The 18,199-nt window shown below is 42.3% G+C and carries 19 protein-coding genes; 4 read left to right on the forward strand and 15 right to left on the reverse strand.

Annotation, left to right across the window (positions count from 1 at the left end):
- Positions 1 to 2: 2 nt before the first annotated feature.
- From treC to ABFG93_RS04605, 3 genes are all read right to left on the reverse strand, one after another.
- Positions 3 to 1,694 (reverse strand): alpha,alpha-phosphotrehalase, encoded by a 1,692-nt coding sequence (gene treC, locus ABFG93_RS04595; RefSeq protein ID WP_347551028.1) that lies wholly within the window; start codon positions 1,692 to 1,694, stop codon positions 3 to 5.
- A 94-nt stretch (positions 1,695 to 1,788) separates the two neighbouring features.
- Positions 1,789 to 3,192: a PTS system trehalose-specific EIIBC component gene (gene treP, locus ABFG93_RS04600; protein ID WP_347551030.1), complete on the reverse strand. Its 1,404-nt coding sequence runs from the start codon at positions 3,190 to 3,192 to the stop codon at positions 1,789 to 1,791.
- 92 nt (positions 3,193 to 3,284) lie between these two features.
- Positions 3,285 to 3,785, reverse strand: a complete 501-nt coding sequence (locus ABFG93_RS04605) for a PTS sugar transporter subunit IIA (protein ID WP_347551032.1) — start codon at positions 3,783 to 3,785, stop codon at positions 3,285 to 3,287.
- A 327-nt stretch (positions 3,786 to 4,112) separates the two neighbouring features.
- Between ABFG93_RS04605 and ABFG93_RS04610 the strand changes: the two genes are divergently transcribed.
- Positions 4,113 to 4,628: a cupin domain-containing protein gene (locus ABFG93_RS04610; RefSeq protein WP_347551034.1), complete on the forward strand. Its 516-nt coding sequence runs from the start codon at positions 4,113 to 4,115 to the stop codon at positions 4,626 to 4,628.
- A 24-nt stretch (positions 4,629 to 4,652) separates the two neighbouring features.
- Here ABFG93_RS04610 and ABFG93_RS04615 read toward each other — a convergent pair whose 3' ends face one another.
- The 5 genes from ABFG93_RS04615 to ABFG93_RS04635 form a co-directional block, all read right to left on the reverse strand.
- Positions 4,653 to 5,522, reverse strand: coding sequence for an aldo/keto reductase (locus ABFG93_RS04615; protein WP_347551036.1), 870 nt, complete (start codon positions 5,520 to 5,522; stop codon positions 4,653 to 4,655).
- Between the two features lie 87 nt (positions 5,523 to 5,609).
- On the reverse strand, positions 5,610 to 5,888 hold the full coding sequence (locus tag ABFG93_RS04620) for a hypothetical protein (RefSeq protein ID WP_347551038.1): 279 nt from the start codon (positions 5,886 to 5,888) through the stop codon (positions 5,610 to 5,612).
- A 305-nt stretch (positions 5,889 to 6,193) separates the two neighbouring features.
- Complete coding sequence (locus ABFG93_RS04625) at positions 6,194 to 7,147, reverse strand: alpha/beta hydrolase (protein ID WP_347551040.1); 954 nt, start codon at positions 7,145 to 7,147, stop codon at positions 6,194 to 6,196.
- Between the two features lie 111 nt (positions 7,148 to 7,258).
- Positions 7,259 to 7,921: a type 1 glutamine amidotransferase domain-containing protein gene (locus tag ABFG93_RS04630; protein WP_347551042.1), complete on the reverse strand. Its 663-nt coding sequence runs from the start codon at positions 7,919 to 7,921 to the stop codon at positions 7,259 to 7,261.
- Positions 7,922 to 8,029: 108 nt separating this feature from the next.
- Positions 8,030 to 8,293 carry a hypothetical protein gene (locus ABFG93_RS04635; protein ID WP_347551044.1) on the reverse strand — a complete coding sequence of 88 codons (264 nt, stop codon included), beginning with the start codon at positions 8,291 to 8,293 and terminating at the stop codon, positions 8,030 to 8,032.
- 223 nt (positions 8,294 to 8,516) lie between these two features.
- On the opposite strand from ABFG93_RS04635, the gene ABFG93_RS04640 reads away from it, so the two are divergent.
- On the forward strand, positions 8,517 to 9,317 hold the full coding sequence (locus ABFG93_RS04640) for a peptidoglycan-binding protein (protein ID WP_347551046.1): 801 nt from the start codon (positions 8,517 to 8,519) through the stop codon (positions 9,315 to 9,317).
- 40 nt (positions 9,318 to 9,357) lie between these two features.
- Here the strand turns inward: ABFG93_RS04640 and ABFG93_RS04645 are convergent, their stop codons facing one another.
- The 7 genes from ABFG93_RS04645 to ABFG93_RS04675 all read right to left on the reverse strand — a co-directional run bounded on the left by ABFG93_RS04645 (position 9,358) and on the right by ABFG93_RS04675 (position 16,053).
- The gene (locus ABFG93_RS04645) at positions 9,358 to 10,455 is read right to left on the reverse strand and encodes an AI-2E family transporter (RefSeq protein WP_347551047.1); all 1,098 of its coding nucleotides are present in this window, start codon (positions 10,453 to 10,455) and stop codon (positions 9,358 to 9,360) included.
- Positions 10,456 to 10,460: 5 nt separating this feature from the next.
- Positions 10,461 to 11,075, reverse strand: a complete 615-nt coding sequence (locus tag ABFG93_RS04650; RefSeq protein WP_347551049.1) for a serine/threonine protein kinase — start codon at positions 11,073 to 11,075, stop codon at positions 10,461 to 10,463.
- A gap of 187 nt (positions 11,076 to 11,262) precedes the next feature.
- Entirely contained in the window at positions 11,263 to 12,210 is a 948-nt protein-coding gene (locus ABFG93_RS04655) for a nucleoside hydrolase (protein WP_347552756.1), read from the reverse strand.
- Positions 12,211 to 12,322: 112 nt separating this feature from the next.
- A complete protein-coding gene (locus ABFG93_RS04660; protein WP_347551051.1) occupies positions 12,323 to 12,853 on the reverse strand; it encodes a chromate transporter in 531 nt (176 codons plus the stop codon).
- Complete coding sequence (locus ABFG93_RS04665; RefSeq protein WP_347551053.1) at positions 12,850 to 13,413, reverse strand: chromate transporter; 564 nt, start codon at positions 13,411 to 13,413, stop codon at positions 12,850 to 12,852. The genes ABFG93_RS04660 and ABFG93_RS04665 overlap by 4 nt, the downstream gene beginning before the upstream one ends.
- Before the next feature lie 25 nt (positions 13,414 to 13,438).
- Positions 13,439 to 15,052, reverse strand: coding sequence for a gamma-glutamyltransferase family protein (locus ABFG93_RS04670; RefSeq protein WP_347551055.1), 1,614 nt, complete (start codon positions 15,050 to 15,052; stop codon positions 13,439 to 13,441).
- A gap of 113 nt (positions 15,053 to 15,165) precedes the next feature.
- The gene (locus ABFG93_RS04675) at positions 15,166 to 16,053 is read right to left on the reverse strand and encodes a diacylglycerol/lipid kinase family protein (protein ID WP_347551056.1); all 888 of its coding nucleotides are present in this window, start codon (positions 16,051 to 16,053) and stop codon (positions 15,166 to 15,168) included.
- Positions 16,054 to 16,360: 307 nt separating this feature from the next.
- On the opposite strand from ABFG93_RS04675, the gene ABFG93_RS04680 reads away from it, so the two are divergent.
- Both ABFG93_RS04680 and ABFG93_RS04685 read left to right on the forward strand, forming a co-directional pair.
- A complete protein-coding gene (locus ABFG93_RS04680; protein ID WP_347551058.1) occupies positions 16,361 to 16,588 on the forward strand; it encodes a hypothetical protein in 228 nt (75 codons plus the stop codon).
- A 294-nt stretch (positions 16,589 to 16,882) separates the two neighbouring features.
- Positions 16,883 to 18,145 carry an L-lactate MFS transporter gene (locus ABFG93_RS04685; RefSeq protein WP_347551060.1) on the forward strand — a complete coding sequence of 421 codons (1,263 nt, stop codon included), beginning with the start codon at positions 16,883 to 16,885 and terminating at the stop codon, positions 18,143 to 18,145.
- The last annotated feature ends 54 nt before the right edge of the window (positions 18,146 to 18,199 follow it).

An 18,199-nucleotide genomic window follows, 5' to 3' on the forward strand; every position in this document is an offset into this window, starting at 1 on the left:
TTTCACCCGACTTGTTTTAAATGATAAACAACGGATTCATACGGACGTAATGTAACGTTATTAAATGATTCGTCGCTATCTTCGTAATTGGATAGAAGAATTTGTGAATCATACCCATTTACTTCCACATGCGATGGTAGTTCAAACGTTACTTCACTTTCATAAAAGTTATTCACTACCAGGAGCTTTTCACCCTGACCGTTACGAACGTAAGCGAAAATGTGCTTGTCTTCAGGAAGTAGCAGCTCATAGTCACCGTATGTGATTAGGTCTACACTTTTCCTCAATGAGATCAGTTTTTGATAGTGCTCAAATACTGAACTTTCTTCATTTAGCGTGTCCTCTACGTTAATATCCTCGTAGTTTTTGGCAACTGGAATCCACGGCTCGCCTGTTGTAAAGCCAGCTTGATCTTCTGAGGTCCATTGAACCGGTGTTCGCGAGTTATCTCTTGACTTATGACGTAAGATTTCGAGAACATCTTCTACACTGTACCCTTTCTCATCTTTAAGAATGGAGTAACTATTAAGAGATTCAACATCTCGATAGGAGGAAATATCATCAAATTTCGGATTTGTCATCCCAATTTCCTCACCCTGATAAATGTAAGGAGTCCCCTGCATCATATGCATCGTGGTTGCGAGCATCTTGGCCGATTCTCTTCTAAACTCCCCATCATTTCCGTAGCGAGAAACAATTCGGGGCTGATCATGGTTACACCAGAACAGGGCATTCCACCCACCGCCTTCATGCATTTCCTTCTGCCATGTCGACAGAATATTTTTTAGCTTAAGGAAATCAAAATCAGCGACAGACCATTTTTCTCCGTTCGGATAATCTACTTTCAAATGATGAAAGTTAAATGTCATACTGAGTTCGTTGCGCTCAGGATTCGAATATTTAATACAGTCAGCGATCGTTGTTGAAGACATTTCTCCTACAGTCATACTATTGTACTTCATAAACACTTTGCGATTCATCTCGTTCATGAATTCGTGCGAACGTGGTCCGTCAGTATAGAACTTTCTACCATCGCCAGGTGCGACAGATCCATCATCATTCGGGAAATCCTGATTTTTTGAAATCAAGTTAATCACATCAAGGCGGAATCCATCTACCCCTTTTTCAAACCAGAAGGTCATCATGTCATACACTTCATCGCGTACTTTTTCATTTTCCCAATTTAAATCCGCTTGCGTAACATCAAACAAATGCAGGTAATACTGATCAGTTTCGCGGTCATACTGCCAAGCATTGCCTCCAAACTTCGATTGCCAGTTCGTTGGTTCGGCACCGTTCACACCATCTTTCCAGATGTAATAGTCGCGATAGGGATTGTCTTTTGACTTTCTTGACTCGACGAACCACTGATGATCTGTAGACGTGTGGTTGACGACAATGTCCATGATGATTTTAATTCCGCGTGAATGTGCTTCATGAAGAAGCCGATCAAAATCCTCCATTGTTCCGTATTCTTCATAGATACTGAAATAATCTCGAATATCATAGCCGTTATCATTTTGAGGTGAATCATAGATCGGTGTTAACCAGACCACATCTACGCCAAGGGTATTTAAATAATCTAGCTTTTCAATAATGCCTTGAAGGTCTCCTTTTCCATTTCCTGTCGTATCGTTAAAACTCTTCGGATAAATTTGATAAACTACTGATTTCTTCCACCATGGTTGCTGCATTTTCTTCAACTCCTATGTCTATGTTAAACAACAAAGGCGATATCACCGGAACGGCCTTTTGTTGGCTAAACTCCTGATGATATCGCTGTTTTGATTACTCGCTTACTTTCTTTACCTTCCCATAAAGGAAAGTTAGAGCAAACGGTACTACAAGTACAATGGCCATACCTGTGAAGAACGCTGCCCAGTATTCTTTAAAAATAGAAAGGAAGCCTGGTATGCCGCCAACACCAATGGAAGCTGCTTCGACACCACTTAATGTAATGACAAGACCAGCAATCGCTGATCCAATGATCGCTGCAAAGAATGGGAATCGAAATCTCAAGTTAACCCCGAACAGGGCAGGCTCTGTGACACCAAGAAAGGCTGATACTGCTGAAGTACCAGCAAGGCCTTTTGTTTTCTCATTACGCGTTACAAGCATCATAGCGAGTGCCGCTGCACCCTGAGCAATATTTGATAGGGCAAGCATTGGCCATAAGAAAGTGCTTCCCGTACTACCGATTAACTGTAGATCAACAGCAAGGAACGTATGGTGCATCCCAGTAATAACAAGTGGTGCATAAAGAGCGCCATACACAAGACCACCTATCGCAGGTGCAAAGTCAAACAGGCCGATTAAGCCGTCTGTTAAGAGATTCGCAATCCAGAATGTGACAGGTCCAATCAGCGTAAACGCTAGAAACCCTGTGACTAGAAGAGCGACCGGAGCAACAATAAGCATTTGAATTGAATCAGGAATTCGTTTATTAAGAAAGGTTTCAATCTTCGCCAGAATATAAGCTGACACTAGAACGGGCAGCACCTGACCCTGATACCCGATTTTTTCAATCTCAAGTCCAAATAAATTCCAGGTTGGAATCTCATCAGCCTGTCCATATGTCCAGGCATTTAATAAATCCGGGTGAACTAGAATGAGACCAAGAACAATCCCGAGCAATGGACTTCCACCAAACTGTTTAGCCGCTGACCAGCCAATGAGACCTGGTAAGAACACGAAAGCGGTATTTGCGATCAGGTTAATAATACTCGCAAGATCTGCCCACTGCGGATAAACTTCTACAAGTGGATCGCTGAAGAAGATATCAGGCCCAGTAAGAATATTATTAATCCCAAGCAGCAAACCAGCCGTTACGATCGCAGGAAGAATCGGGATAAAAATATCGGCTAACGTTTTAACACCGCGCTGCAGAAAATTCTGCTTACTTGCAGCAGCATCTTTCACATCCTGTTTGGACGCGCTTTCAATATCTGCAATCTCTGCCAATATTTTGTATACTTTATCAACTGTCCCCTGTCCAATTACAACCTGGAACTGACCATTTGCTGAAAAAGAACCTTTCACAAGTTCATTCTCTTCAAGTGCTTTTGTATCTACCTTACTTTCATCATGAAGCACAAGACGAAGTCGCGTAACACAATGTGTTGCTGTTGATATGTTCTCCTTACCGCCAATCGCTTCAATAATTCCTTCTACTGATTGCCGATTAATTGCCATGTTTTCTTCCCCCTTAAAAAGAAATGAATGTGGGAGAGCTTGAAAATCCGGTCAATTCCAACAGCCGGATCCTCATGCCTGCCCTTTATCCACTATCCTTTTACTTTTGTAGTCATTACTTCCGTTTCACCATGAGAAGCGCCATTAGAATATTTCTTATCAACTGTTTCAAGCAAATCCGCATTTGTAATGATAACCGGCGTAATTGTACTTGCAGCTTTTTCCTTTACAAGATCAAGATCAACAGTAATAAGAGGATCCCCCACTTTTACTTTGTCGCCCTCTTTGACATGTCCTTCGAAACCTTCACCGTTCATCCCTACTGTCTCAAGACCAACGTGAATGAGAAGTTCAAGACCTGATTCTGATTCAATTCCTACTGCGTGCTTCGTATGGAAAAATTGAATGATCTTCCCGTTGACAGGTGAAACGACTTTACCGTCAGTTGGTTCAATCGCAATGCCGTCCCCCATCATCTTTTGTGAGAAAGTTGGATCTGGTACCGTTTCAAGTTCTACAACTTTACCGTTTAACGGAGCGTAGATTACCTCGTCTAACGACTTTTCTTTTTTACCGAATAGTTTTTTTAACATATAATCTTCTCCTCTCAACCGCTTACATTTATATTCCAACTTGTCTATACATGTTTAGCATACACATGCAGTTTATATTGTATAGACAAGTTAGTCAACTGCAAAGCTCACCATTTTTTAAAAAATAGGGGGAAGATGGCTTTGGGTAAGCATAAGTTATTTTCCCCTATTTAGAAGCGCTAAACAATATAGTGAGACTTCCATCAAAAGTTTATAATGAATCGTTCAACTAACCGCACCTATGGTTCGGGTGGAATAAACAGGTTTAACTCACCCTCAAAACGTTTACTAAAGAGGTATTAACTAGAAAATAGGAGGAAGTAAAAAATGAATAAAACGAATGTTGAAAAATTGTTTTTCACTGATCACGGTGCTATTCCAAACAACCCTGACCTTCCACTCGTCCTCTATCGGGGCATTCTTTCGGGTTACATTGAATCTTGTGCAGAGCAGTTTGCAATAAATAATTGGACAAATTCCTGGAAAAATGGGGTTTTTGACTATCATCATTATCACAGCAATACGCATGAAGTTCTTGGAATTGTAGGTGGAACAGCTGTTATTACGTTTGGTGGTGAGCAAGGGGAAGCAGTTGAAGTGAACAAAGGTGATGTAGTTGTTATACCTGCAGGGGTTGGACATAAAAAAGAACGGGGATCGGCAGATTTTAAAGTAGTCGGGGCTTACCCGAATGGGATGGATCATGATTTGAAAACTGGAAAACCAGAAGAACGTCCGAAAGTAATTGAGAACATCCAGAACGTTCCTTCTCCTGATAAAGATCCGATTCTGGGAAGAAACGGACCATTAATTGAAATCTGGTCACATGTGAATCGAAACTAAAAAAAGACGCCTGGGCGTCTTTTTTTATGAAGAATATTCGGATTTCACAAAACCGGGCACTGTTTTCTCGTAGAATTCCATGTTATCCGGATGATGGGCAATACGACTGTCTGAATGAAGCGAATCAATTTCACCCATCTCTTCTTTCGTTAACTCAAAATCAAACAAATCGGCATTTTCCTTAATGCGTTCAGCACGCGATGATTTCACATTAAGAATGATATCATGTTGGAGACACCACCTTAGCACAACCTGCGCCGTTGTTTTCCCGTAGCATTCACTGATAGCCTGAATAATAGGTTCATTTAGTACCTGACCCCTTTTTAGTGGAGACCATGCTTCTACCTGAATCCCTTTAGACCGACAGTAGTCTCGGACCTCTCCCTGAATCAATTCAGGGTGAAATTCTATCTGGTTAATGACCGGCTTAACATTTGAAACTCTAGAAATCGCTTCGAGGTGATGTGGCTCGAAGTTACTTACACCAACGGCGCAAACTTTTCCTTCATGGTAAAGCTTCTCTAACGCCTGCCAGGTTTCAGTAAATAGGCCTGGTACCGGCCAGTGAATTAAATACAGATCAAGATAATCAGTACCAAGACGCTCAAGCGATCGTTCAAACGCCGCAAGAGTGGCATTATATCCCTGCTCATCATTCCAGACTTTAGACGTTATAAAAAGTTCTTCTCTTGGTATACCTGATTCTTTAATGGCACGGCCAACAGACTCCTCATTTCCATAATAAGAGGCCGTATCAATCCCTCGATATCCAGTTTGAAGAGCGACCTTAACAGCATTGATCGTCTCCTCTCCATCTCCAAGCTTGAAAACGCCAAAACCAAGATACGGCATTTTCACACCATTTGAAAGTGTTACTCGGTTATCTATCCCCATGATCTTCTGCCTCCCTGTATCTATCTTTTACATTCGAAAATCCACCATCTCACTACCAATTTATTCTGATGTAAACCTTCCCATTCATCACACAAGCTTTCGATATTCCTCAATAAACAAAGTTGGATCTTTCTTAATAATAAAGGAAACCACACCGCTTTTCGTATGAAGATAAAGAAACCCATATAGAGCTGAAGTAAAACGATAAGAAACATCAAACACATCTTTAATCGCAAAATACTCCTGACCCACACTAATTCGATCCTCATATAACGTCAAAGCATGTTCCTGTTCAATTGTCTTCTGTTCATTTCGCTCAATCTTACGCACCACTTTCACAAATGGCTGAGAAAAAATAATATCCATAAAATCACTATCCTTTTTATTAGAAAAGCGGAAGCGCCTAGTCAGCCCCGACAAGCGCTGGAGTCTTACGAAATGAACACGTTCTTTGTGTTCAAGTCGGAAGGCGAAGCGATCGAGGGGCTAGGCGCTGCAGCTAGATCATATAAAGCGGAAGTGGCCGATCAGACCCGTCAGGCACTGGAGCCCTCCAAATTGAACACGTTATTTGTGTTCTGAGTTGGAGGGTGAAGTGACAAAGGGTCTGGCCACTGCAGCTAGATCTGTAAAGTTGGAAGCGCCTGGTCAGCCCCCGACAAGCGCTGGACCTATTTCACAAAAGTCTCCTCGTACAACGCTTTTCTAAGCACCTCACCCATTTCTTCAACTGCCGCATACGCTTCTGGTACTACACCAGTCATGCTTATAAATCCATGTACCATTCTATCATAGCGCTTAACAGAAACCTTACCTCCCGCTTCCTTTATACGCTCTGCATAGGCTTCGCCTTCATCACGAAGTGGATCAAATTCTGCCGTAACCACATGGGCAGATGGTAAAACCCCTAAATTTTTAAAGTGAATCGGAGATAAGTACGGATTGAACTTATCGGTCTTTTCCTCTACATACTGCTCTTGAAACCACTTCATGTCAGCTGCCGTCAGAAAGAAGCCATCACCATTTTCCTTATAGGAAGGATAAGGTGTTGTACTATCGACAGTTGGGTAGATGAGAAGCTGATAGGCGATGGAAGGAGCGTCTTTTTCCTGAGCTCTAATCGCAATAACAGCTGCAAGATTTCCACCAGCGCTATCACCTCCAACGGCAATTCGATCTTTCATTAAACCTAATTCATCAGCGTGCTCATACACCCAGGTTAGTGCTAAATAAGCATCATCCGTAGCTACAGGAAATTTGTGCTCGGGAGCCAGACGGTAGTCGACTGATACGACAACACATTCTCCACGGTTTGAAAGGATTCTACAAAAGGCATCATGAGTGTCAAGGTTACCTAATACAAAGCCTCCACCGTGATAAAAAACAAGCGCAGGTAAAACCTCAGCATCCGGAGCAAAGGCGGGGTAATAAGAGCGAAGGTTTATTCTCCCTGTATCAAGTTCGATTACTCGATCTATAACACTTGCTACAGATTCTCTTTCACCAGCCATCATAGTAGAACCAGAATTGCACTGCTTTCGCGCATCATCAAGAGAAAGATTATATAGGGGTGGTTTAGCTTGTTGAGATCGCAAAAGCCATTGAATTGAATCAAATACAGGCATAGTAAAACCTCCTACGTAGCTATTCTCTTCTAATTTCTACAACATGGTGCCATGTCCCTTTTTATCAATGTATAGAAAAAGAGCAGACCTTAAGGGGTCCGCTCCTCATTCCTACTTGCCTTCAATTGCTTCGATAATTTTATTTGCTGCACTTTCACTTGATTGTGGATTTTGGCCAGTAATCAAATTACCGTCACGTACGGAATAAACTGACCAGTTTTCACCTAATTGGAAGTTTGCTCCTTTTTCGCGTAGCTTCGTTTCAAGCAAGAACGGCATTTGCTCTACAAGACCCATTTCACGCTCCTCAGAATCTGTAAAGGCACTGACTTTCTTACCTTTAACAAGAGGCGTACCATCTTTATATGTTACGTTCACAAGTCCAGCCGGACCGTGGCAGACAGACCCAATAATTTTATCAGCTTCTGCTTGCTCTTGAAGAATATGCTGAAGTACTTCACTATCAGGGAAGTCAAACATCGTACCATGACCACCTGGTAAGAAAACAACATCAAATTTGTTTGCATCTTCTTTCGTTACCTTCGTAGTGTTCTTAAGCTGATTTTGAGCTTCTTCCCACTCTTTAGGATTTTCTTCAGGAATACTATTTGGATCAAGTTCAACTTCTCCACCCTGGATTGAAGTGACTTTAATATCATAACCGTTGTCTTTGAAGACGTTATAAGGAACGGCGAACTCTTCAAGCCAGAGGCCTGTTTTATTTTCTGAATCAATTTCTGTATGATTTGTTACTACCATTAATACTTTTGTCAATGGATTCCTCTCCTTTATCTTCTAAGTAATATGGTCTCAGGTGACCGCTTTAGTACAATACCCGCTGTGGACAAAAGTATTCATAAAAGTTTAAGAGAAGTAATTCTTTCAATATAGCATTTTTGGAATGATGAAAAACAGATAAAATACATTGATGAACACGGAGAACATCACAAGAAGCGTCCGTCTCTTTTTGATTTGCAGGCTATATAATATCAACCAAACCATGAAGAGGCCGATTGGAACAAGTACATACATGGTTTGTTTCCCGAGCTTAAAGACGCCGATTAGCTCTAGGATCGAATATGGCACGATAATAATTCCGAGAATGACATTAACAATATGAATGATTTTTCTATCCAGTATTTTCATAAATAGGAGCCCCCTCTCTCATGTAGCTCATATGCTATCTTTTATTTACCAACTCAAGTAATTGTGAGCCAATCTCCGACCAGGGAGATAAGTCCCCCAATCCGTTCCATTATTTGGACAAAATCTAATCTGATTGTAGGGAATCCTCTCGATCACGACGAATAGATTCGTTTCCTCCCGAATGGTTTCACGCATACCAACTACAGAATAGGGAGGAAAGAGAATGATTCAACATATTAAATTGACAGTAGCGTTATTTGCTGCGGTGCTTATAGTGATCGCAACCCCATCACTTGCATCAGCAGAGCTCGGAGACCGTATGCTTCAAGAAGGAAGCACAGGCTCAGACGTAAGCGAATTACAAGATTACTTGATGACAAAGGGCGTTTTCCCTTATCATACGGCGACAGGTTATTATGGTCAGATTACGGAAGAAGCAGTGAAAGATTTTCAAGCCTCAAGAAATTTAAAGGTAGATGGCATCGCTGGTTCCGAAACGAAACAGGCGATTAAAGTACTAAGAAGAGGCGACATTGGTAAGCAGGTTATACATATTCAAAGTCAGTTAAAGCAAACAGGTCATTATAATTCATCCATGGATGGCATTTATGGCTCAGGAACGATTAGCGCTGTTAAAAGCTTTCAAGAACAGCAAGGTCTATCAGTAGATGGAATTGCAGGACCTGGAACACGCAGGGCTCTTGATCAAAATGCAAATAATGATTCTGCTGCAGGTAAAGAAATAACCGCCGAAAGTACAGCATATACGGCGGAATGTACCGGCTGTTCAGGTGTAACTAAAATGGGACTTAATGTAGCGAAATACTCAGACGCAAAGGTCATTGCTGTAGATCCTGAAGTTATTCCACTCGGCTCAATTGTTGAAGTAGAAGGATACGGAAAGGCAATTGCAGCTGATACTGGTGGCGACATTAAAGACAACCGAATTGATGTATTCATACCTAAACAGGATGATGCTTTACGCTGGGGACGAAAAGACGTAAAAGTGACCGTCATTGAATAAGTTGATTAGAAAAAGCTCTCCGTTTGGAGAGCTTTTTTGGTTAGCTTCCATCATGCTTTCCACGCTGCTGTAACTTTACCAGACGATACGTATGTGTGAAAATTACTTTTAGGACAGCGTAGGTTGGGATCGCTAGAATAAGTCCAAGGAAACCTGCGAGACTACTCGCAACGAGGAGCAAAAGGATAATGGTTAGCGGGTGAATGTCTAGTCGTCTACCCATTACGAGTGGTGAAACAAGATTACTCTCAATTTGCTGAATCACAAGGACACCTAGCACTACCCAGAGTGCTGTAAGAGGTGATTCAATGAGGCCAACAATGACGCCTGGAGCGGTACCGATAATCGGTCCGATAAAAGGGACAACGTTAAGGAACAGTGCGATGACGGCAAGAATTAGTGCATAATCTAAATCAATAATCACATACCAGATGTAGACGAACGTTCCGATAAACACACTGACAATAAGCTGTCCTTGAATAAATCCACTAAGCGCATCATCCATATCTTCTAGAATCTTCGCGCCTTCTTTCCGGTGTTCTCGTGGCACAACGCGCAGTAATGATGGCATCAGCTTTTTTCCATCTTTCAACATGAAGAACAAAATAAAGGGAAGAAGTACAAGTCCGATAAGGACATTCGTCACAATGTTCAGGAATGAGAAAATATAGTCTCCAAATGACGAGCTTACCTCCCCAATGGATCCAGAGATGCGATCAGTTAAACCCTGTATGTCAATCATTTCACTCTGTAGAATCCTTGCTATGTATGGATTGCTTTGCCAATCGTTAATAGCTGCCTGGAGATCTGATATGAGAGATGGAGCACCCTCTACAAGACTATTGAATTGATCCACAAGGACAGGTCCAATACTAATCACAAGACCAGTTACGCCACCAGCAAGGGCGAGGTAAACAATCAGGATTCCCAGAGGTCGTGGTATTTTCCACTTTTCTAAAAGGGCAATAACAGGCCTTAAAATATAATAGAACACCCCTGCCGCGATAATAGGGAATGCAAGTGTCGACACTAATATCACGAGTGGACGAAATAGAAATTCAATTTTACTACCGACCCAGACCACCGTGAAGATGAGGAGGAGCCAGATAAAAAAACGAAATAAGCGGGATTGTTGCAAAGATCTCACTTCCTATTTTTAATTTTGATCCATCTATTCCGATATAGCCAGATAATCGTTTCCATCACCCATTTCGGGTATTTCTTAGGAAAATAAGGCTTAAGATAATACTTGTAATAGGCGTACTTCAAATCTTCCCAATGTGTGCAAATCTTCGCTTGGCGAAAACGCACAACATCAATGACTCTAACTCCTCCATTATGGAGAAGCATCACATTCTGAAGATGTGTATCTGAAGGGTTCAGTCCTTTTCCCCTCGCATAGTTAAGAGCTTCGTCAACCAGCCTCAACATTTCTTCTGTTATTTTCACTCCGCTGACCAGGCAATCGTAGAAGGTGATCCCTTCAAGATACTCAAGAATCAAATACCCTTCTCCCTCTTCAAATAGCTGAGGATAATAAGCACTGTTATCAAGTTCCCTATAAATGGCCGCTTCCTGTTCTGCTAAATGCAAAAAGGCAGGAAAAAAAACCTTTAGTACTTTTTGTTCTCCAGGAAATTTAAATACCACTGCGCTTCTTCCTTTACCAACTTCAACCAGGTCATCAGGCTGATCAATAACGGTTGTTCCCTCAATGACGATTCTGTTAATTATCTCTGCAGTATAAAATGGAACCACCCTCTTCAACAAACAATATATACCTCTACGGTATCAGTTTGTCCTATTATATACTTTATCTTAAGTGATGTGGGAAACAACACGTGCTAAATAGACCAGCCCATGCTTGAGGAGCCGGTCTCATAAGATATTTAGTAGAGAACGACATGACTACTGTTACGAATCAGCATCCCTTAAGGTTTCAGAATTAGAAGGGTTCACCAGTCATAATTCGCATGAAATTTCGATAGAAGGATAAATAATCGATCCCAATGGCAACAGAATGGACAGGCCTACCATTGAATGTCTCATGCTCGAAGGTTTTTCTGAAATCTCCAATACTTAATCCTCTTGCTTCTCCAGTTATTTCAACGGCCACCGGCGTTGGATAAAAGGCACAGATTCCCTCGTCTACGAGACCCATTAATGTTAAAGCATCGTGAACGGGGCTACCTTCGATGTCGGGAACCTTTTTCTTATAAAATTCTTCATAATAATAATCCAACAACGGCTTAAGAAGATTGGTTCTCCCCTTCGAGTGAATGTAATTAACCATTCCTGGTGTCACGATGGCGTTCTGTGTAACATTCAATGGAAAAAGGAAAACATGTTCAGCGTATTTCATTACGATATTTGCAGCCTCGGGGTCCGCATAGAAATTCGCTTCAGCAATCGGCGTTACATTTCCTGGTACATTGAAAGCTCCCCCCATAATATAAAAGCTTTTGATCGATTTCATTGTATCCGGATAAAGAAGAAATAGTGTAGCAAGAGACGTCATCCTTCCAACATTGACAATAACGAGTTCACCTTCGTACTGCTCAATTAATTTGATCACCTCAAAGAAGTTCTCCAGTGGCTCAGAAGTAGCTGGAGGTGGTTTTATTGGTCCAAGACCATGGGGACCGTGTACATCCGGATAAAAGATTGGCACCTCTCCTGTCATTGGTTTCTCAGCACCTCCGATGACCGGGATGTCTACTCTCCCTGCTTCCTTTAGCAAATACCGTACATTTTCCGTCGTTTGTTTTTTAGATACATTTCCATAGCTTGCTACGATGCCAATGACATCAACTTCCTCGGAAAAACTAGCGTAAAGGAGTGCCACTGTATCATCGATGCCAACATCTCCGAAAAAAAGTGCTTTTTGCGCCAATGCTGTCACTCCCTGTTTCACTTTTACGATCAACATATTCAACAAACACCATTTTAAGAAGCTTCAGAATAAGAAGGCTTTCCCTTTATCAGTAAAGGAAAAGCCTTTTCAATTAACCGAGGAACATCGCTCCATAACCAAGAGCACCTATGATTACAAAAGCTGGGTGGACTTTCCACTTTTCAAGTAAAAGGAGACTAACTCCAACCAGAAATGCGGTTTGTAGCCAACCTGCTCCTTCATAGGACGTTTGAAAGAACTGGTAAGCCATTACACCGAGAAGGACGGCGATCGTTGGACGAATCAGCAATGTCATCCGTTTAACCTTTGGTGAGTCTTTGAATTTATAAAGAATGCTAAGCAGTACAATCATCAGAATGAGGGAAGGTGCAACAGTTGCAAATACCCCAACAATCGCCCCGATTACACCCCCCTGATGAAATCCAATATACCCTGCCATCTTCGTTGCTATTGGACCAGGCAACGCATTTCCGAGTGCTAGAACTTCACTAAATTCCTGAATTGACAGCCACTCATAGCGATCGACAACCTCATTTTCAACAAGGGGGATAGAAGCAGGGCCACCGCCATAACCAACAATGCCAGGAATAAAAAAGGCGAGAAAGATCTTCCAATAGATCACCCAACTTCCCCCTTTCGATCATCATTACCACGATCCTTTTTCAAAAGTGAATAGACAAGTATAACGGCAATCAAAATACCAGGATGAATCCCTGCTACTTCTATAAGAAGGAGACTTCCAACAAATAATAGACCACTCATTACCCAGCCAAGACCACCGGTAGCCTTCTTAAAGAACTGCCACGTTAGGACGGCTAGCATCACACCAACGACAGGGACAACAGCCTTCGTCATGCCCTGCACCCATGGCTGATCTTTAAACGAGCTGAGAAACGTTAGTAGCATGATCATGAGAACAATCGTCGGTAGAATCGTCGCCATTACGCCATTGATCATGCCAACAACACCGCCAACACGGTAGCCAATGTATCCTGCCATTTTTGTTGAAATCGGACCGGGCAATGTATTACCAAGGGCAAGGACATCACCAAACTCATCCTCACTCAGCCAGTGATAACGTTCAACAACTTCTTTATACACTAGAGGGATAGAAGACGGTCCCCCACCATAACCAAGCATTCCCACTTTTAAAAAAGCCAGAAATAGATGCCACTGTTTCATTTCATCAAACCCTTTGCATCAGGATTTACCACGAAGCGATTGTCCCATCTGTTCTAGACTCTGTACCACCTGTATAAGTCCCGCTAGCTTCATCTCTCCAGATTATTTGACCCCTTCCAAACGTTGATGAATCTCGTTCAACACGAACATCATGACCTTTCCTCGCAAGCGCAGCAGCTAAATGCGGCGGCATCGTTTGCTCTACATCAACGGAGAGGTTGTGTTTCCATTGCCAGCGAGGCGCATCCAAAGCCGCCTGAGGATTTAAGTGAAAATCAATCGCATTCATGATCACCTGCACATGCCCCTGCGGCTGCATAAACGCCCCCATTACACCGAATGGTCCGATTGCTTTTTCCCCTCTTGTTAAAAACCCTGGGATGATGGTGTGATACGGCCGTTTTCCAGGCTTGAGTGCATTATCATGGAATGGATCCATCGAAAAGTTAAGTCCTCTACTTTGCAGCGCAATTCCCGTATCAGGTACGACTATCCCCGATCCAAACCCAATATAATTGGATTGGATGAACGAGACCATGTTCCCATCTTCATCCGCTGTTGCGAGATAAACAGTTCCTCCCCTTTGTGGTTCTCCAGGTTCCGGCAGACGCGCCTCTTTGCCAATTAGGTCGCGACGAAAAGTTGTGTAGGCTTCTGAAAGCAGCCCCTCAACAGATCGCCTCATCTCGTTCCTATCAGTAATATACGTTTGACCATCAGTAGACGCTAGCTTCATGGCTTCAATTTGCTTATGTAAAGTATCAACAGTATCCCGGTCTGTAAACGTGTAGCCTTTTAATATATTTAAGGCCATCAGCGCGACAAGTCCCTGTCCGTTCGGCGGGATTTCCCAGACGTCAAAACCTCGATAGTTCGCTGAAATCGGTTCAACCCATTCAGGATAAAATGCTTCCATATCTTCCTTTCTCAAAAATCCCCCGTTTTGGATTGAAAAGGCATCAATTTGATCAGCCAGCTCTCCACGGTAAAAGGATTCAGCTTTTGTCTTTGCGATGTCACTCAGTGTACTTGCATGCCCTTGTGACTTCCACGTTTCTCCAATAGCAGGTGCGCGACCATCAGGACAGAACGTTTCGAACCAGGATTCATACACCTCGTCTGTACAGTGTTCCTTCATCGTTTTATAAGCCTGGTCCCATAACCGTCCTAGCGTCGCTGAAATGGGATACCCTTCTTTCGCATACGAAATCGCCGGTTCAAAAAGTTCTTTAAAAGGCAGCTTCCCAAACCGCTTCGAAAGTGCGGCCCATGCCCCCGGTGCTCCTGGAACAGTTACCGGTGTTAACCCGTACTTTGGGATATGATCTAACCCACGTTTCTTCAGTTCCTCAATTGAGAGTGAGGCAGGGGCAGGTCCGCTTCCGTTTAGCCCGTGAAGCTTTCCTTCTGCCCAAACAAGGGCAAATGCATCTCCACCGATTCCATTTGAAGTGGGTTCAACAACAGTTAAGCAGGCCGCTGTCGCAATGGCGGCGTCTATTGCATTACCACCTTTTTTCAGCATATCTAGCCCAGCTTGAGCAGCAAGCGGCTGGGATGTCGCAACCATTCCTTTATTGGCTATCACCGGCAGACGACTTGATGTATACGGTTGATAAAGTGAATCAAATCGAAGCATGTTCATTCCCCCAAGTCTTATAAGAGTCTTTTCTAAGCATTCATTTTGTAATGATAAGTACAGTTTACGCGAAATACAAAATTTTGCAAAAAATATTAAAAGAGCAGGAGAACCTACTCTTCCGGAACGAAAATATTAAGTTCATTGTGAAGTACTTTTGCTTCAAACGGTATGGGAACCCCCTCATCGCCGTCAATGTTCACGACCAGTTTTTGTTCCGATTCTACTTTAAGGTTTGCTACTGGAAAATACTCAACCTGGGCATTGCCCTGTAGCTTCCCACTAAATAAGTCTGGAATAATTTTGAACACCTGCGGAAGCGAGAGCTCTTTAAGGATAAACACATGGAAGTATCCGTCGTTCACTTCCGCCTGCTCAGCGAACTTCTCAATCCCTCCGACCGAATTAGTTAATGCAACTAGCATCAAATACGCCTCGCCGTCCCACACCTTTCCATCATACGTAACGGTGAGATCAAATGGCGCCTTATCCTTCAGTGCTCGTGCGCCCTCAATCATATAGGCTAACGGCCCGAACTTTGACTTTTGTTCAGGCGAAACATCATAAACCGCTTCGGCAATTGCTCCGACCGCAAGCACATTCATGAAATATCGATCGTTTATTTTTCCGATATCTACAGGCTTAGTATGCTGCTGACTCAGAACCTCAAGCGCTTTCTTTGGTTGCATCGGAATCCCAAGCGCCCTCGCGAAATCATTCACCGTGCCAAGAGGGATAAAACCGAAATCAGGACGCTCAACTTCTTTCGCGAGACCATTAACCGCTTCGTTGATCGTGCCGTCGCCTCCCATCGCCACGACTGTATCGAAATGATTCTCACACGCCGCGCTTGCAAATCGAATCGCATCCCCTTCTTTTTCGGTATACTTTACCGTAACATCAACATGATTTTTTTCTAAAATACTCACAGTTTCATTTTCGAAATCCATGGCTTGTTCCTTACCGGAAGATGGATTAATGATTAACATTGCTTGTTTCAATGAAAAGCCCCCTTGTATGAATATATAGTATGTAAAATCTAGTAAATCACTTCCCCTGTTTGTATGTCTTGAAACTGATTCCACGCTACTTAAAGGCAATCCTGCTTACAAACAAAACACTTAATCCCGAATTCTTCTAGCTTCTGGATACAAAATAATACGATCTTTATGAATGGTATCTTCACCTTCCTTTTAAAAGAAACGATCAATCCTAGTGCCTCTCCCCGCTAATATGGCGAAGTTTTCGAATCTATTAAGTAAAAATAAAGATCTTAGCTATTTTCATTTATGGAAAGGACTATTGGACTTGAAGAATTATCTCTATTTCGTCATTTCATTTATTATTCTATTCTTTTGTTTACAGATCATTTCAGGAATCATATTCACCGTCCCCAATGAACAGCAATCCTCAGCTGTGATCGAAGAATATGCTTCAGCAGAAAATTCATTTGTTATAACAGCTATCGTCATTTTCACTTCTGCTATTCTCGCTTTCGTTATTCAACGGTGGCTCGTTCGAAAGAAAAGCATATAAAAAATACCTACTAAAGCATGATTCACTATTGAACTAAATTTACAGTTCATGCTATTATTTAATAAAGTTCATAATTATGTAACATTTTGACACGAGATAGCGACCCTGTCATCGGTTTAAGTATTACATTGTTTTTGAAAGCGATTAACTGTTGGTTTGATAGTAGCGTATCCTGCTAAAAACTAACTGTCGATCTCCCATTAGAGAATCTCTTATTCTCTAAATCGGAAGAGAGGCAGTTTTTTATTTTGTATAGAATATTAACATGCTAATTGACTAAAGGAGATGGATGGGATGAGCAAAGTGAAAAACCGGTGGTTAATAGCCGCTTCAGCAGTAGGCATACATATTTCGATTGGATCGGTCTATGCATGGAGTAATTTTACAGATCCACTGATTGATGAATTTGGTTGGTCTGCTAAACAAGTTCAATTTACGTTTAGTTTAGCCATTCTTTTTCTTGGATTATCAGCAGCTTTTCTTGGACACTTTGTTGAAAAATATGGCCCGAGGAAAGCCGGGCTTCTCGCAGCAAGCTTTTTCGGAGTTGGCGTATTCGGATCGGGCTTTGCGGTTAATATGGGCTCCCTCCCACTCCTCTATATCTTCTATGGGGCACTCGGAGGAATTGGTCTCGGTGTCGGATACATCGCACCGGTATCGACACTAGTAAAATGGTTCCCGGATAGACGAGGCTTAGCAACAGGCCTTGCCATCATGGGCTTTGGATTTGCAGCTGCTATTGCAAGTCCTGTAATGGACATATTGATTAAATCTGTTGGTACTGCAACTACGTTTTATATTCTTGGAGCAAGTTACTTTATCATTATGGTCGCTTCATCCCTCTATTTAGAAAAGCCACCTGAAGGCTGGACCCCTGAAGGATTTAAAGAGAAGCAGGAGAAATCTAAAGCTGCAGGTGATTTATCACAGCTTACTGCTAATGAAGCGATCAAAACATCAAGATTCTATTATTTATGGCTAATGCTCTTTATTAACGTAACGTGTGGGATCGCGATTCTATCAGCAGCAAAACCACTTGCACAGGAAAGCATTGGACTCTCGACAACAGAAGCAGCAGCATTAGTCGGTGTACTTGGTATCTTTAATGGACTAGGTCGAATTGGCTGGGCTTCAGTATCCGATTATATTGGTCGACCGAATACGTATACTACCTTTTTTGTCTTACAAATCGCGCTGTTTGCTCTTCTTCCACATACGTCTACAGCGATTCTCTTTCAGGTCATGCTAGCGATTGTCTATACATGCTACGGCGGTGGCTTCGCTTCTATTCCAGCTTATATTGGAGACATGTTTGGCACGAAACAACTCGGTGCGATTCACGGCTACATTTTAACTGCATGGGCAGCTGCTGGATTGGTTGGACCAATGTTTGCTGCATGGATGAAGGATACAACAGGGAGCTATGCCGCAAGCTTAACGTTCTTTGCCGGGATGTTTGTGGTCGCACTGATTATTTCTCTTGTCATTCGTAAAGATATACGCAAAGTACGTGAAAGAAATGCAATGGAACCTGCCGCAAACGTCAATATGTAATAACTCCTCCTTATGTCAAGGATGGGAAATTATCACGATCAGAAAGTAGGACAC

The sequence above is a fragment of the Pseudalkalibacillus hwajinpoensis genome, from assembly GCF_039851965.1.
GTDB lineage: Bacteria > Bacillota > Bacilli > Bacillales > Guptibacillaceae > Guptibacillus > Guptibacillus hwajinpoensis_E.

Coding starts and splice junctions, on each gene's coding strand:
- ABFG93_RS04685 (WP_347551060.1), top strand. CDS start 16,883: ATGAGCAAAGTGAAAAACCGGTGGTTAATAGCCGCTTCAGCAGTAGGC.
- ABFG93_RS04640 (WP_347551046.1), top strand. CDS start 8,517: ATGATTCAACATATTAAATTGACAGTAGCGTTATTTGCTGCGGTGCTT.
- ABFG93_RS04665 (WP_347551053.1), bottom strand. CDS start 13,413: ATGAAACAGTGGCATCTATTTCTGGCTTTTTTAAAAGTGGGAATGCTT.
- ABFG93_RS04670 (WP_347551055.1), bottom strand. CDS start 15,052: ATGCTTCGATTTGATTCACTTTATCAACCGTATACATCAAGTCGTCTG.
- ABFG93_RS04620 (WP_347551038.1), bottom strand. CDS start 5,888: ATGGATATTATTTTTTCTCAGCCATTTGTGAAAGTGGTGCGTAAGATT.
- ABFG93_RS04615 (WP_347551036.1), bottom strand. CDS start 5,522: ATGGGGATAGATAACCGAGTAACACTTTCAAATGGTGTGAAAATGCCG.
- ABFG93_RS04610 (WP_347551034.1), top strand. CDS start 4,113: ATGAATAAAACGAATGTTGAAAAATTGTTTTTCACTGATCACGGTGCT.
- ABFG93_RS04625 (WP_347551040.1), bottom strand. CDS start 7,147: ATGCCTGTATTTGATTCAATTCAATGGCTTTTGCGATCTCAACAAGCT.
- treP (WP_347551030.1), bottom strand. CDS start 3,192: ATGGCAATTAATCGGCAATCAGTAGAAGGAATTATTGAAGCGATTGGC.
- ABFG93_RS04605 (WP_347551032.1), bottom strand. CDS start 3,785: ATGTTAAAAAAACTATTCGGTAAAAAAGAAAAGTCGTTAGACGAGGTA.
- treC (WP_347551028.1), bottom strand. CDS start 1,694: ATGCAGCAACCATGGTGGAAGAAATCAGTAGTTTATCAAATTTATCCG.
- ABFG93_RS04635 (WP_347551044.1), bottom strand. CDS start 8,293: ATGAAAATACTGGATAGAAAAATCATTCATATTGTTAATGTCATTCTC.